The organism is Arthrobacter sp. UM1, assembly GCF_020483305.1.
Taxonomy (GTDB): Bacteria; Actinomycetota; Actinomycetes; order Actinomycetales; family Micrococcaceae; genus Falsarthrobacter.
The window spans coordinates 58,021-72,350 of record NZ_JACWAB010000006.1 but is presented as its reverse complement, the minus strand read 5'-3'; the positions used below and the strand labels follow the sequence as shown (position 1 = coordinate 72,350).

General features: G+C 68.9%; 13 protein-coding genes and 1 pseudogene. 9 read left to right on the top strand and 5 right to left on the bottom strand.

The genetic code is table 11. From position 1 onward, the window contains the following. Window positions 1–132: 132 nt before the first annotated feature. Window positions 133–1,524: an MFS transporter gene (locus H9I38_RS08415; protein ID WP_226338349.1), complete on the top strand. Its 1,392-nt coding sequence runs from the start codon at window positions 133–135 to the stop codon at window positions 1,522–1,524. A 352-nt stretch (window positions 1,525–1,876) separates the two neighbouring features. On the opposite strand, the gene H9I38_RS08410 is transcribed toward H9I38_RS08415, so the two are convergent. Both H9I38_RS08410 and H9I38_RS08405 read right to left on the bottom strand, forming a co-directional pair. Next, entirely contained in the window at window positions 1,877–2,359 is a 483-nt protein-coding gene (locus tag H9I38_RS08410) for a hypothetical protein (RefSeq protein WP_226338347.1), read from the bottom strand. Further along, the gene (locus H9I38_RS08405; protein WP_226338346.1) at window positions 2,356–2,559 is read right to left on the bottom strand and encodes a helix-turn-helix transcriptional regulator; all 204 of its coding nucleotides are present in this window, start codon (window positions 2,557–2,559) and stop codon (window positions 2,356–2,358) included. The genes H9I38_RS08410 and H9I38_RS08405 overlap by 4 nt, the downstream gene beginning before the upstream one ends. Before the next feature lie 350 nt (window positions 2,560–2,909). Here H9I38_RS08405 and H9I38_RS08400 point away from each other — a divergent pair, with 350 nt between their 5' ends. After that, entirely contained in the window at window positions 2,910–3,167 is a 258-nt protein-coding gene (locus H9I38_RS08400) for a DUF1345 domain-containing protein (RefSeq protein ID WP_226338345.1), read from the top strand. A 59-nt stretch (window positions 3,168–3,226) separates the two neighbouring features. Here H9I38_RS08400 and H9I38_RS08395 read toward each other — a convergent pair whose 3' ends face one another. Further along, window positions 3,227–4,945, bottom strand: coding sequence for an AMP-binding protein (locus H9I38_RS08395; RefSeq protein ID WP_226338343.1), 1,719 nt, complete (start codon window positions 4,943–4,945; stop codon window positions 3,227–3,229). A gap of 273 nt (window positions 4,946–5,218) precedes the next feature. Here H9I38_RS08395 and H9I38_RS08390 point away from each other — a divergent pair, with 273 nt between their 5' ends. Beyond that, window positions 5,219–5,404 carry a hypothetical protein gene (locus H9I38_RS08390; protein ID WP_226338342.1) on the top strand — a complete coding sequence of 62 codons (186 nt, stop codon included), beginning with the start codon at window positions 5,219–5,221 and terminating at the stop codon, window positions 5,402–5,404. Then, window positions 5,401–6,147, top strand: coding sequence for a hypothetical protein (locus H9I38_RS08385; RefSeq protein ID WP_226338341.1), 747 nt, complete (start codon window positions 5,401–5,403; stop codon window positions 6,145–6,147). Before H9I38_RS08390 ends, H9I38_RS08385 begins: the two co-directional genes overlap by 4 nt. A 139-nt stretch (window positions 6,148–6,286) precedes the next feature. Here the strand turns inward: H9I38_RS08385 and H9I38_RS08380 are convergent, their stop codons facing one another. Together H9I38_RS08380 and H9I38_RS08375 are read right to left on the bottom strand one after the other, a co-directional pair. Continuing rightward, on the bottom strand, window positions 6,287–7,462 hold the full coding sequence (locus H9I38_RS08380; protein ID WP_226338340.1) for an acyl-CoA dehydrogenase family protein: 1,176 nt from the start codon (window positions 7,460–7,462) through the stop codon (window positions 6,287–6,289). Further along, entirely contained in the window at window positions 7,459–8,082 is a 624-nt protein-coding gene (locus H9I38_RS08375; RefSeq protein ID WP_226338338.1) for a TetR/AcrR family transcriptional regulator, read from the bottom strand. The genes H9I38_RS08380 and H9I38_RS08375 overlap by 4 nt, the downstream gene beginning before the upstream one ends. Before the next feature lie 114 nt (window positions 8,083–8,196). Here H9I38_RS08375 and H9I38_RS08370 point away from each other — a divergent pair, with 114 nt between their 5' ends. The 5 genes and pseudogenes from H9I38_RS08370 (at window position 8,197) to H9I38_RS08350 (ending at window position 14,316) form a co-directional block, all read left to right on the top strand. Beyond that, window positions 8,197–9,804, top strand: a complete 1,608-nt coding sequence (locus H9I38_RS08370) for a carboxyl transferase domain-containing protein (protein ID WP_226338337.1) — start codon at window positions 8,197–8,199, stop codon at window positions 9,802–9,804. Between the two features lie 8 nt (window positions 9,805–9,812). Further along, window positions 9,813–11,759, top strand: a pseudogene (locus tag H9I38_RS08365) (biotin carboxylase N-terminal domain-containing protein). Window positions 11,760–11,769: 10 nt separating this feature from the next. Further along, window positions 11,770–12,951 (top strand): acyl-CoA dehydrogenase family protein, encoded by a 1,182-nt coding sequence (locus H9I38_RS08360; protein ID WP_226338335.1) that lies wholly within the window; start codon window positions 11,770–11,772, stop codon window positions 12,949–12,951. A gap of 31 nt (window positions 12,952–12,982) precedes the next feature. Continuing rightward, complete coding sequence (locus H9I38_RS08355) at window positions 12,983–13,474, top strand: MaoC family dehydratase (RefSeq protein WP_226338332.1); 492 nt, start codon at window positions 12,983–12,985, stop codon at window positions 13,472–13,474. After that, window positions 13,471–14,316, top strand: a complete 846-nt coding sequence (locus tag H9I38_RS08350) for an HpcH/HpaI aldolase/citrate lyase family protein (RefSeq protein WP_226338331.1) — start codon at window positions 13,471–13,473, stop codon at window positions 14,314–14,316. The genes H9I38_RS08355 and H9I38_RS08350 overlap by 4 nt, the downstream gene beginning before the upstream one ends. Window positions 14,317–14,330: the final 14 nt, after the last annotated feature.

The window sequence follows — 14,330 nt, the reverse complement described above, 5'->3', positions numbered from 1 at the left end:
CCCTAAGCTGTCTTGCGTTCAGCGTGCCGGCGCGGCAGCCCGCAGCCTGGGCCCCGAGTCGGCGCGCCGTCGTGACGGGCCCGGCCCGGAAGCCCGCGTCCGCACGCGACGGCACACCAGCGAAGGAGCACCATGGCGCACACGGACACCGCACCGGCCGCGAAGCCCACCCCCGAGCAGATGCGCCAGGCCGTGGCGAACACGCTCAAGGGCTCGGCCGGCAACCTCATCGAGTGGTACGACCTCTACATCTACGCCGCGTTCAGCTCCTACTTCGCGGCGCACTTCTTCGACAAGCACGACCCCGTCCAGGGCCAGATCGACGCCTACCTCGGCTTCGCCCTGACGTTCCTCATGCGGCCGGTGGGCTCGTGGTTCTTCGGGCGGTACGCGGACCGGCACGGGCGCAAGGCCGCGCTGACGCTCTCCATCACGCTCATGTCCGCCGGCTCGCTCATCCTGGCGCTCCTGCCGGGCAAGGACGCGATCGGCCTCTGGGCCATGATCATCCTCTACTTCTCGCGGCTGCTCCAGGGCTTCTCGCTCGGCGGCGAGTACGGCACCTCGGCCACCTACATGTCCGAGATCGCGACGAGGAACCGCCGCGGTTTCTTCTCCAGCTTCCAGTACGTGACGCTCGTGGGCGGCCAGGTGCTGGCCCTGCTCACGCTCATCGTCCTGCAGAACGTCCTCACCCAGGACCAGCTCGGCGAGTGGGGCTGGCGCATCCCGTTCTGGATCGGCGCCGTGGCCGCGCTCGTGGTCCTCTGGCTGCGCCGCAGCATGGAGGAGTCCCTCGAGACCGAGCAGATCGCCGTGGCCTCGGACCGCAAGGACGTGCAGAACGCGGGCACCCTCAAGGTCCTCTTCACCCAGCACTGGAAGCCGCTGCTCGTGTGCGTGCTGCTGACGCTCGGCGGCACCGTGGCGTTCTACACGTACACCACGTACATCCTCAGCTACATGAACAACGTCTCCGGGATCCCCAAGACCCAGACCTCGGTCATCAACTTCTGGGCCCTGTTCATCTTCATGCTGCTCCAGCCGCTCGCCGGCCTCGTCTCGGACAAGGTGGGGCGCAAGACCGTGCTCATCGCCTTCGGCGTGGGCGGCGTGCTCTTCACCTGGCCGATTCTCGGCACCCTCGCCGGCGTGCGCTCCCCGTTCGCGGCGTTCCTGCTCATGCTGGGCGGCCTCGTCATCACCGTGGGCTACACGTCCATCTCCGCGATCGTGAAGGCCGAGCTGTTCCCCGCGAAGATCCGCGCTCTCGGCGTGGGCCTCGGGTACGCGATCGCCAACTCGCTCTTCGGCGGCACCACCCCGCTCATCGGCGAATACCTCAGCAAGCACGGCATGCGGACCGAGTTCTTCCTCTACGTCACGGCGTGCATTGCGGTCTCGCTCGTGGTCTACGTCTTCTTCCTCCCGAAGAACCGCAGCCGCACCGCGCTCGACGACGAAATGGGCTACGCCTTCGAAGGCCTCGAGACCCGGGGCCGCCGCGCAGGGCGGACGCGGTAGGGCGGGGCGCCTGTCTCTCGCGCGCTCCTGCCCGAGCCGCCGCGAGTCGGGCGCAGCTGCACCCGTTTTCGCTCGGCATGCGCCGCCTGGACCCTGGCCGCACCCATTTCTGTGCGTCCAGGTCCGTACACACCCGGTTCCGTGCGCCTCGTGCCGTTCGCACCCGTTTCTGTGCACCTGGCGCGGTTCACACCCGTTTCTGCTCAAAATCGTGATCGAAAACGGGTGTTTACGCCGGAAACCGGGTGCGGTGGCGAAAACGGGTGTGGAACAGACGGCACCCTCCGCAGGGGTCCGCACGATTTACAGGGGGAGGTTGCACCGTCGGGGCTCTGCGCGCCCTTGCGAACCGTCAGTCGAGGTCGTCCTCCGCGAACGCCTCGCGCCGATCCCGCCTCTGCCGGAGGAACTGTGCGACGACGACGGCGGTGAAGTACAGGCCCATGACGAGGAAGGTCAGGTCTGTCCCCTCGTGGCCGGGGCCGCCGAGGTCGATGCTCGGACCTATCACCGCTTTCTTGGCCAGTGAGAGGAAGGAGACCAGAGCTGTGACCGCCGCGAGGATTCGGTAGGGAGCAGAGTCCCCCTTCCCCGTGAGGAAGGCGCCATGCCAGATGGACATGACGGTGAAGAATCCCACGCTGACCCAGAACAGGACCAGCCCCTGGGTCAGCGGTGAGGCCCACGGGCCGGTGTAGTCCGTGATGATCCCGTTGACCAGGACGAGGATCGCGAGGAGGAAGAAGCTGAACGTCCCGACTCGGCGCCGGGCGGCAAGCTGGCGCTCGTCGAAGTTCTTGGAAGCGTTGTCGGGGGTGCGGCTGGCGATGTTCATGACGGGTCCTCCCAGAAGAGGTCGTTGAGCGTGAGGCCCAGAGCCTGGCAGATGGCCACGCACAGGCGGATCGTCGGGTTGTAGTCCCCGGACTCGACGGCGCTGATCGTCTGGCGGGTGACGCCGACCCTCGCCGCGAGCTCGGACTGCGAGAGGCCGAGCCCGGCCCGGGCCGCTTTCATGCGGAGGTTCTTCGGCACGGCGCTCCTTTCGTGTGATGTCAACTATAGACGACACTGTGACTGGTCTACAAGACGTTGTGCGGGTTTCAGCTGTCATCTCTCATCGTTCGCCGCGCAGCCATGCCCGGGGGGGCTTCCGTAGGCGCCCCTGTCCCGGCTCCTTGCGCCGTTCACACCCGTTTCTGCTCAAAATCGTGAGCGAAAACGGGTGTCTGCGTCAGAAACCGGGTGCGTTGGCGGAGACGGGTGCAGAGAAGACAAGGGCCGCGATGCCGCCAGTGTCGCGCCGGTGCGCCGTCGCTCGCCGCATCGCCTTTCCCGCCAGCCTCGGCCCCTCGGCCTCTCGGGCCCTCGAGTGTCCCGCGCAGATGCCCGCCCGACTCGGCGGCGATGTGCTGGCAGCGGCACGCCGACGACGGGCGGCCTCGACTTCCCCGGCACGGCCCGCCCCCACGGGCGCGGACTTCCTCTACTTCGCGATGACGCTCGGCTCCAGCTTCGCCACCTCGGACGTCACGGTGACGACGACGCGCATGCGCTGGCACGGCCTCGTCCACTCGGCGCTGAGCTTCTTCTACAACGCGGTGGTGCTCGCCGTCGGCTTCCGGATCCTGACCGGGGGATAGGCGGGCGCCCGCAGAACCCGGCGCGCAGGGCCCAACCCCGGCGCCGCAGGCCGAGGCGCCTACAGCCCCAGGATCTCGATGGCCCGCTCCCGCATCTCGACCTTCCGCACCTTGCCGGTCACGGTCATCGGGAACTCGTTGACCACGTGGATGTATCGCGGGATCTTGTGCCGCGAGAGCTGCCCGTCCGCGAACGCGGCCACGGTCTCGGCGGTGAGCGGCTCGGCGCCGTCGCGCAGGCGGACCCACGCCATGAGCTCTTCGCCGTACTTCTCGTCCGGCACGCCGATGACCTGCGCGTCCACGATGTCCGGGTGCGTGTAGAGGAACTCCTCCACCTCGCGCGGATAGACGTTCTCACCGCCGCGGATGACCATGTCCTTGATGCGCCCCGTGATCTGGGCGTACCCGTCCTGGTCCATGACGGCGATGTCGCCGGTGCGCATCCAGCCTTCGTCGTCGATGACCTCGCGGGTCTTGGCGTCGTCGTCCCAGTAGCCGCGCATGACGGAGTAGCCGCGCGTGCAGAGCTCGCCGGCCTGCCCGCGCGGGACGGTCTCGCCGGTGCCGGGGTCCGTGATCTTGACCTCCACGTGCGGGTGCACGCGTCCCACGGTGCCGACGCGCTGCTCGAGCGAATCGTCCGTGCGCGTCTGGAAGCTGACGGGCGAGGTCTCGGTCATGCCGTAGCAGATGGACACCTCGCGCATGTTCATGCGGTCGATGACCTTCTTCATGACCTCCATCGGGCACGGCGAGCCGGCCATGACGCCGGTGCGGAGGGTGGAGAGGTCGTAGGACTCGAAGTCGGGGAGGGCGAGCTCGGCGATGAACATGGTCGGCACCCCGTAGAGGCTCGTCGCCTTCTCCCGCTGCACCGCGTCCAGCGTGTCCGCCGGGGAGAACGCGGGCGAGGGCAGGATGACCGCCGCCCCGTGGCTCGTCGCCGCGAGGCAGCCGATCACCATGCCGAAGCAGTGGTACAGCGGCGGCGCGATGACGATCCGGTCCTTCTCCGTGTAGTGCACCAGCTCCCCGTCGAAGAACCCGTTGTTGAGGATGTTCCGGTGGGTGAGCGTGGCGCCCTTCGGGCGGCCGGTGGTGCCGGAGGTGTACTGGATGTTGATCGGGTCGTTCGGCGAGAGCGCGCTCCCGATCTCCGCGAGGAGCGCATCGTCCGGCTCCTCGAACAGCGCGTCCCACTCGGGTGTCCCCATGACGACGACGGCGGACAGCGCCGCAGCATTGGGCCTGGCGGCCTCGAGCATCGCGGGGTAGTCGCTCGTCTTGAACTTGGCGCTGCTGATGACGGTGGAGATGCCTGACTGGTTGAGGACGTAGTCCAGCTCGTGCTGCCGGTAGGAGGGGTTGATGTTGACGAGGATCGCGCCGATCTCCGCGGTGGCGTACTGGACGAGCACCCATTCCCACGAGTTGGGTCCCCAGATGCCCACGCGGTCCCCGGTCTTGACTCCGGCTCGGGCGAGGCCGGTGGCAAGCGAGCGCACGTCCCGCACGAACTCGCGGTAGGTCCAGCGGCGGCCCGCGCGGACGTCCACGAGGGCGTCCTGGTCCGGGAAGCGCTCGGCGGTTTCTCGGAGGTTCTGGCCGATGGTCTGCTCGAGGAGCGGCGTCTCGGTGGGGCCGGCGTCGTAGGAGAGGGCGGTGTCGTGGGGGAGAGCGGTGTCGTGGGAGAGGGCGGGGGCTGGGCGCTGCGCGGACTTGGCGCGGTCTGCGGGCTCGGGCGCGGCCGCTGCTGCCGGGCGGTCGGTGCTCATGGGGCTCCTCTGCGGTGAGGCCGGCGGGCGGAGCCGCCGCCGGGCGGGTCGTGCTCGCCGTCCGGTTGAGGCGGACGGCGCCGTGCAGGCCCGATTGTGTGCGTCAGGTCACACGGCTTTCGTCCGACTCTAGACCAGGAGGCGCGGCGGAGGGGAGGGGGCCTTGATAGCACAGGAGAAAACGAGTGTGTGGCTTTTCCCAGGTGAAGCGGCTAACCTGAATTGGTCGCGCTCGCCGGACGCACAGGCGGGGTGGCATGAGGGGAGGGTGACATGGGGACCACCATCGTCTACGAATTCACTGCAGCTGAGGCGCTCCGAGAGGTTGAGGCCCTCAAGGGCGAGCTGGCCATGCCCATGGAGGCGGCTGAACAGCTTGCCGCCGCGGGTGCGCTGGAGCCGGAGCAGTACTCGCTGTATCGGCGTATCCATGATCTCGCCTGGCTCCTCAAGCAGTGAGCTCTGTCTTTGCGGACCAGGCCCGCAGATTCTCCGATGAGCTCGCTGCGACCCTGTCGGCCTTTACGGGCAAAGCGGTCAACTGCGAACTGAAGCGGCTCGAAGACCGGTTCATCATCACGGAAGAGGACGCTCAAGGGGTCCCCCTTCCGATCCGGGATGACAACGGCTTGTCGGTGTCGATCGTCTACAAGTGCGAGCAGGACTCGCAACGGGCCTTTCTGGCCGTCCGGGAGTCTTCGATCAAGGTGCACGGCTCTCTGAAGCCCGGAAAAGATCCGCTCTTCCGATACGAATATGAAGACGGGAAGAGCGGCGGGCTCCCATCGGCTCATCTGCATGTCCATGCGCATCGAGACCAGATGTCCCTGCTCTTGGGGATCGCTGGGCTCAATGGGGGCCGGGCTCGTGCGTCCCTTAAGAAGCCGGCCTCGGCTGGGCGGATGTCTACGCTCCACTTTCCTGTGGGAGGGCCGAGGTTCCGGCCTGCGCTGGAAGACGTCCTTCAGATGGTCTCGACCGAGTTCGGAATCAAGCCCGGCTCCGAATGGAGCAAGGTCCTCGTGAACAGCCGAATCAGATATCGGCGTTCCCAGACCGCGGCCGTGATCCGCGATTGCCCTGCTGAGGCGGTGAGGGTCCTTGAGACGCTCGGACTGAAGGTGGTCGACGCGGCGGGGGAGCGAGTTCTCCCCGAAGGACTGCGGGATCTCGAGAAGACTTCGAGGCTCCGCGAGGTGTAGTCCGGCGCTGAGCCGGAAGGCGCTCCCACGTTGCAGCCGGGTCGTTTGCGTGACGGTGCACGGACGCCAAGACGCCGAGGGGCATTCTCTGGACCCCGAGCTCGCTGGGACGCAGAGAATGCCCCTCGACGTGTCTGTCTCAGCCTTCCTTCACCGACGCCGCAATGCTCCGCCCCACGGTGTCCTTGAGGATCTCGTTGGTGCCGCCGAAGATCGTGAGGAGCCGGACCGCCATGTAGGCCTGCGCCACGGAGGACTCCACGATGTAGCCGAACCCGCCGTGGAGCTGGAGGCAGCGGTCCACGAGGTCCTTGGCCATGGAACCGGCCTGCAGCTTCACCTTGGAGGCGGCCACCGCGTCCAGCTCGCCCGCGTTGAAGCGCTCGATGGCCCGCTGCACGTAGGCCTCGGAGGCCTCGAGCTCCGCGGAGAGCTCCGCCAGCTCGAACTGGGTGTTCTGGAAGTCCAGGACCCGCTCGCCGAACACGTTGCGGCTGGACGTGAACTCCACGGTCTCCGCGAGGACGCCCTTGCCCACGGCCACCGCAGCCACGGCGATGGCGAGACGGCCCTGGGGCAGCTGCTCCACGACGTAGTCCAGGCCTTTGCCCTCCTCGCCGATGAGGTTGGCGGCGGGGACCTCGACGTCGTCGAAGAAGAGCTCCGCCGTGTCCGAGGCCTTGAGGCCCATCTTGTCCAGCTGGTTGCCGGCGGTGTAGCCCTTGTGGTCCTTCTTCTCCACGAGGAAGAGGCTGAAGCTGTCCCGGCTGCCGCGGCCCTTGCCGCCGTCCGTCCGCGCGAGCACGAGCGCGGCGTCTCCCGAGATGCCGTTGCCGATGAACGTCTTCTGCCCGTTGAGGACGTAGTGGTCCCCGTTCCTCACGGCCTTGGCGCGGACCCCGCGCAGGTCGCTGCCCGCGCCGGGCTCCGTGAACGCCACGCTCGTCACGAGCTCCCCGGAGAGCATGCCCGGCAGCCAGCGCGTCTTCTGCTCCTGCGTGCCGTAGGCGAGGATGTGGGGGAGCACCCAGTCGTCATGCAGGTGCAGCGCGAGGCCGAGCGCCATGTGGCCGGCGCGCACGAACTCCTCGTCCATGACCGCCCGGAAGCGGTAGTCCGTGAGGCCCATGCCGCCGAACTCCTCGGGGATGGCGAGGCCCACGAGCCCGGCTTCCGCGGCCGCGGTCCACACGGAGCGGTCCATCATGTGCTTCTCGTCCCACTCGGCGTAGTGCGGGGCGACCTCGCGCTCGTTGAACTCCCGTGCGACCTCGCGGAACTCCTCGTGCTCCTCGCTGAAGTAACCGTCCGTCATGATGCGACCTCTTTCTGCCGTGAGGGTGAAGGATCCGGCGCGTCCACGGCGGAGCGCGCCATCTGGGTGAGCACGTCCTCGATGTGCCGGGTGGTGGTTCCGGTGCGCGGACGCGAGTAGGCGGTGGAGTTGATGAGCCCGATGACGCCGAACGCCCGCGTCTCCAGCTCTTCCTCGTCAAGATGGGGGTGCACGTGGCGCAGGAGGTCCTGCCACTCGGCCACGTACGTCCTCTGGGCCTCCCTGACCTCTGAGCGGTGGGGCTTGTCCAGGGAGCCGAAGTCTCTGTCATGCACGCGGATGACGTCCTTGTTGGCCACGGCGAAGTCCACGTGGAACTCGATGAGCTCGAACAGCGCGTCCAGCGGCGTGTCCGCGGAGGCGCGGATGACCCGGGCGCCGTCCACGAGGAACGTGGACACCCCGTTGAGCATCTCCTTGAGGATGTCCTGCTTGCTGCCGAAGTGGCGGTAGACGCCCGGCCCCGAGATGCCCGCCTTCTCCCCGATGGCGTCCAGGGGCACGTGCGCGTAGCCGTAGCGGGCGAACAGCTGCGCGGCGGAGTCGAGGATCTGCGAGCGCCGCTGGGCCTTGGCGCGGCCGCGCGCGGTGGTCTCCATGGGCGCCTCCCCTCCGGCTTCCGGACCAGTCTGGACGGACTGTGGACATCGGTCTCGAACGTGTTTATAGTCTAACTCAGTTAGCGGGCGCTAACTGAAACCGAAAGGTTGGCTATGGCTTCCCTGGAGACGACGGCGGACCGGCACTCGCCCGAGTTCGCGCGGAACGCGGAGACCAACGCGCGCCTGTGGAGCGAGCTCCGCGAGCGCACGGAGACCGCTGCGCTCGGCGGCCCGGAGAAGAGCCGCCGGCGCCATGTGGAGCGCGGGAAGCTGCTCCCGCGGGAGAGGATCGCGCGGGTCCTGGACGAGGGCTCGCCGTTCCTCGAGGTCGGGGCGCTCGCGGCCAACGGCATGTACGGGGACGTGTGCCCGGGCGCCGGCGTGATCGCCGGAATCGGGCTCATCCGCGGGCGGCTCTGCATGGTCGTGTGCAATGACGCCACGGTCAAGGGCGGCTCGTACTACCCCATGACGGTCAAGAAGCACCTGCGGGCTCAGGAGATCGCGGCGGAGAACCGTCTGCCGTGCGTCTACCTCGTGGACTCCGGCGGTGCCTTCCTGCCGATGCAGGACGAGGTCTTCCCGGACCGGGACCACTTCGGCCGCATCTTCTTCAACCAGGCCAACCTCTCCGCGCAGGGCATCCCGCAGATCTCGGCCGTGCTCGGCTCGTGCACGGCCGGCGGCGCATACGTGCCCGCCATGAGCGATGAAACGGTGATCGTCCGCAACCAGGGCACCATCTTCCTCGGCGGGCCGCCGCTCGTGAAGGCGGCCATCGGCGAGGTGGTCACCCCCGAGGAGCTGGGCGGCGGCGAGCTGCACTCCGTGCGCTCCGGCGTGACGGACCACCTCGCGGAGGACGACGCGCACGCGCTGGAGATCGTCCGGGACATCGTGGACACGCTGCCGCAGCAGAAGACCGCGGCCTGGGACGTCATCGCCGCTCGGGAGCCGGACCTGGAGGCCTCGGACCTCGCGGGGATCATCCCGAGCGACGTCAATGCGGGATACGACGTCCGCGAGCTCATCGGCCGCCTCGTGGACGCGAGCGAGTTCCACGAGTTCAAGAAGGACTACGGCACCACGCTCGTCACGGGGTTCGCGCACATCGACGGACACCCGGTGGGCATCGTCGCCAACAACGGCATCCTCTTCTCCGAGTCCGCCCAGAAGGGCGCCCACTTCATCGAGCTGTGCGACCAGCGCGGCATCCCCCTCGTCTTCCTCCAGAACATCACCGGGTTCATGGTGGGCCGGGACGCGGAGGCCGGCGGCATCGCCCGCAACGGCGCCAAGATGGTGACGGCGGTGTCGACGACGCGCGTCCCCAAGCTCACCGTCGTCGTCGGCGGGTCGTTCGGCGCCGGCAACTACTCGATGTGCGGCCGGGCGTACTCCCCGCGCTTCCTCTTCATGTGGCCCAACGCGCGCATCTCCGTCATGGGCGGTCCGCAGGCGGCCTCCGTGCTGTCCACGGTGAAGAAGGACCAGCTCGCCGCCTCCGGCGAGGAGATGAGCGCTGAGGAGCAGGAGGAGTTCGAGGCGCCCGTCCGCGAGCAGTTCGAGCGCCAGGGAAGCCCGTACTACTCCACCGCCCGGCTCTGGGATGACGGTGTGATCCAGCCCGAGGACACGCGGCGCGTCCTCGCGATGGCGCTCGCGGCCGTCTCCCTCCAGCCCCTGCCCGAGCCGCGCTTCGGCCTCTTCAGGATGTAGGAGCACCCATGTTCAGCACAGTCCTCATCGCCAATCGCGGCGAGATCGCGGTCCGGGTCATCCGGACCCTCCGCCGCATGGGCATCGAGTCGGTGGCGGTGTACTCAGACGCCGACGCCGGGGCCCTCCACGTCCGCGAGGCGGATCGCGCAGTCCGGATCGGCCCTGCTGCGGCCGCGGAGAGCTACCTCAGCATCGGGGCGATCCTCGACGCCGCCCGCCAGACCGGCGCGGAGGCCGTCCACCCCGGCTACGGCTTCCTCGCGGAGAACGTCGAGTTCGCCCGGGCCTGCGAGCGGGAGGGGATCGCGTTCATCGGGCCCCGGGAGCACGCGCTCGAGGTTATGGGGGACAAGATCCGCGCCAAGCAGCAGGTGGCCGAGTACGGGGTCCCGCTCGTGGGCGGCGTCTCGGAGCCAGGCCTCTCGGACGACGAGCTCATCGAGGCGGCGCGGGACATGGTCTACCCGGCCCTCATCAAGCCGTCGGCAGGCGGCGGCGGCAAGGGCATGCACCGCGTGGACCGCTTCGAGGACCTGCCCGAGACGCTGGCGGCGGCCCGGCGCGTGGCCAAGCAGAGCTTCGGGGATGACACGCTCCTCATCGAGCAGCTCATCGAGACGCCTCGCCATATCGAGGTCCAGGTCCTCGCGGACCAGCACGGCAACGTCATCCACCTCGGGGAGCGCGAGTGCTCGCTGCAGCGCCGGCACCAGAAGGTCATCGAGGAGGCGCCTTCGGCGCTGCTGGACGAGGCCACGCGGGCGCGCATCGGCGAGTCCGCCGTCAACGCGGCCCGCGCCGTGGACTACGTGGGCGCCGGCACCGTGGAGTTCCTCGTCTCGGACGCGGACCCGGAGACGTTCTACTTCATGGAGATGAACACCCGCCTCCAGGTGGAGCACCCCGTCACGGAGATGGTCACGGGCGTGGACCTCGTGGAGCAGCAGGTCCGGATCGCGGCGGGGGAGAGCCTCAGGCTGCGGCAGGAGGACGTCCGGCTCAACGGCCACGCCGTCGAGGCCCGCATCTACGCGGAGAGCCCGGCCCGCGGCTTCCTGCCCACCGAGGGCACGGTTCTGCGACTCGAGGAGCCGCGCGGCCGCGGAATCCGCATGGACTCCAGCCTCGTCGAGGGCCTTGTGGTCGGACTGGAGTACGACCCGATGCTCGCCAAGGCCATCGCCTGGTGAGCCACCCGGCGCGAGGCGTTCGAGCGTCTCGCCGGCGCGCTGGAGCGGACCGTCGTGCTCGGCGTGGAGACCAACATCGAGTTCCTCCACGCGCTCGTGAGCCATCCCGAGGTCCTCGCAGGGCGCTTGGACACAGGGCTCATCGAGCGGATCGTCCCCGAGATCGAGTGGGCCGAGCCGGACGAGGAGCTCGAGCAGCTCGTCCGCGAGTTCGCCGGACAGGAGAAGACGCCCGCGTTCACAGGCGGGGGCACCGCCTGGACCAGGGACGGGTTCGCCCTCGGCGCCCGTCTCTCTCAGCGGCCCCGGCCGTCCGAGACGTCGGACCGGACCGTGAGCAAGGCCCTCGGCGAGGGCAGCGCGGACACGGCGGCCGGCGTCGTCGTGCACGTGACGGAAGGGGAGCGGACGTTCGCCCTGTCGGTGCGCTCGCGGGCCGGCGAGGTGGCGCGGATGCTCCAGGACCGCGAGCACCCTCCGGGCGAGACCGGGCCGGAGCTCCGCTCGCCGATGCCGGGCACCGTGGTGGCCGTCCAGGCCGAGTCGGGCTCGCACGTCGAGGAAGGCCAGACGGTCCTCGCCGTCGAGGCCATGAAGATGGAGCACCGCATCACGGCGAGCATCGCGGGAGCCGTCACGGTTCTCGTCGGCGCAGGAGACCAGGTCTCCCTGGACCAGGTGGTCGCCCGGATCGAGCCGGAAGACCAGACCGCACACCCATCCCCGAGCGGGGCCTCAGACGAGGCCCCTGAACAGAAGTGAGTGGACCAGCATGAACCAGGACATCGAGCTCAACACGTGGGAGCTCTCGGAGGAGTACCAGGCGCTCTCGGACGCGGTCCGGGAGTTCGCAGACGAGGTCGTCGCGCCCGTCTCGGCGAAGCATGACGAGGAGCACTCGTTCCCCTACGAGATCCAGTCCCAGATGGCGGAGATGGGCCTCTTCGGCCTTCCGTTCCCGGAGGAGCACGGCGGCCAGGGCGGCGACTACTTCGCCCTCTGCCTCGCGCTCGAGCAGCTGGCTCGCGTGGACCAGTCCGTGGCCATCACCCTCGAGGCAGGCGTCTCGCTCGGCGCCATGCCCATCCACCTCTTCGGCACGGACAAGCAGAAGGAGGAATGGCTGCCGCAGCTCGCGAGCGGCAAGGCCCTCGCCGGGTTCGGCCTCACCGAGTCCGAGGCGGGCTCGGACGCCGGCGGCACGCGCACCAAGGCCGAGCTCAAGGACGGCGAGTGGGTGGTCAACGGAACCAAGGAGTTCATCACCAACTCCGGCACGGACATCACCAGGCTCGTGACGGTGACGGCGGTGACGGGGATGTCCGAGGGCAAGGACGGCAAGCCCAAGAAGGAGATCTCCACGATCCTCGTCCCCACGGACACCCCCGGGTTCACCGCGGAGAAGGCGTACAACAAGGTCGGCTGGAACGCCTCGGACACGCATCCGCTGACGCTCAAGGACGTCCACGTCCCCAAGGAGAACCTCCTCGGCGAGCGCGGCCGCGGATTCGCCAACTTCCTGCGGATCCTCGACGAGGGCCGCATCGCGATCGCCGCCCTCTCCACGGGCGCGGCGCAGGGCTGCCTCGAGGAGTCGGTCCGGTACGCCAAGGAGCGGCAGGCGTTCGGCCAGTCGATCGGCGAGAACCAGGCCATCGCCTTCAAGATCGCCCGGATGCGCGCCCGCGTCCACCAGGCGCGGCTGGCCTACTATGACGCGGCCTCCCGCATGCTCAAGGGCCAGCCGTTCAAGACGGAGGCGGCGCTCGCCAAGCTCATCGCCGGCGAAGCGGCCATGGACAACGCCCGGGATGCGACGCAGGTGTTCGGCGGATACGGTTTCATCAACGAGTTCCGGGTGGCCCGCCACTACCGCGACTCGAAGATCCTCGAAGTCGGCGAGGGCACCACCGAGGTGCAGCTCATGCTCATCGCCCGCGAGCTCGGACTCTAGGGCCCGGATACCCGGACGGAAAGGCGGACGCATGGGACGCGTCATCGAACAGAGAGGCCTCTACTTCGACGAGTTCGAGGTGGGGGACGTGTACCGGCACGCCCCTGGGCGAACCGTCACGGAGGCGGACAACGTCCTCTTCACCACGCTCACCATGAACACGCAGTCCCTTCACCTGGACGCCGCGTGGAGCGAGCAGCAGGAGTTCGGGGAGCGGCTCGTGAACTCGATGTTCACCCTCGCCACCATTGTGGGCGCCTCCGTGGCGCAGCTGACGCAGGGCACCATCGTGGCCAACCTCGGCTTCTCCGAGGTGGCCTTCCCTCACCCTCTGCACCACGGGGACACCCTCTACACGGAGTCCGAGGTCCTCGAGAAGCGTCCGTCCAAGTCCCGCCCCGGCCAGGGGATCATCACCGTGCGCCACACGGGGAAGAACCAGGACGGCACCGTCGTCGCCACCTGCGTGCGTTCGGTGCTCATGCAGTCCTCGCCGAAGGAGACGGAAGGAGACCGAGCATGACCGAGCAGACCTTCACCCTGGGGCCAGCCCTCCTCTTCTGCCCTGCGGACCGCCCCGAGCGCTTCGCCAAGGCTGCGGAGCGGGCGGACGCCGTCATCCTGGACCTCGAGGACGCCGTCGCCCCGGACAAGAAAGCCGAGGCGCGCGCGAACCTGGCCGGGGCGGGGACGGACCCCGAGCGGACCGTGGTCCGCGTCAACTCCGCGGACACGGGCCTGCTCGAGGCGGACCTCGACGCGCTCAAGGACACCCCCTTCCGCACGGTGATGCTCGCCAAGGCCGAGTCCGCCGAGCCCGTCCGGCTCATCCGCGCCGCCCTGGCCGGCGCCCGCGTCATCCTCCTCTGCGAGACGGCCCTCGGCGTCGTCCGCGCTTCAGAGCTGGCGGAGGAGGACGGCGTCGTGGCGCTCATGTGGGGCGCGGAGGACCTCGTGGCCTCCCTCGGAGGCCAGTCGAGCCGCCGCAAGGACGGCTCGTACCGGGACATCGCGACGACGGCGCGCGCCAACGTCCTTCTGGCCGCCGGTGCGGCGGGCCGCGCCGCCATCGACGCCGTCTACGTGGACATCCCGGACCTGGACGGCCTCGCCGCCGAGGCAGAGGACGCCGTGGCCAGCGGCTTCGCGGCCAAGGCCTGCATCCACCCCAGCCAGGCGGGGCCGATCCGCGCCGCCTACCTGCCCACCGAAGAGGAGGCGGAGGCGGCGCGTAAGCTCGTAGAGGCGGCGAAGGACCAGCCCGGCGTCTTCCGCTACGAGGGCCGCATGGTGGACGCGCCGCTCGTCCGCCACGCTGAGCGCACCATCGCCCGGGCCGAACAGGCCGCGCGGGCTTCCGAGTGAGGACCAACCCTGTG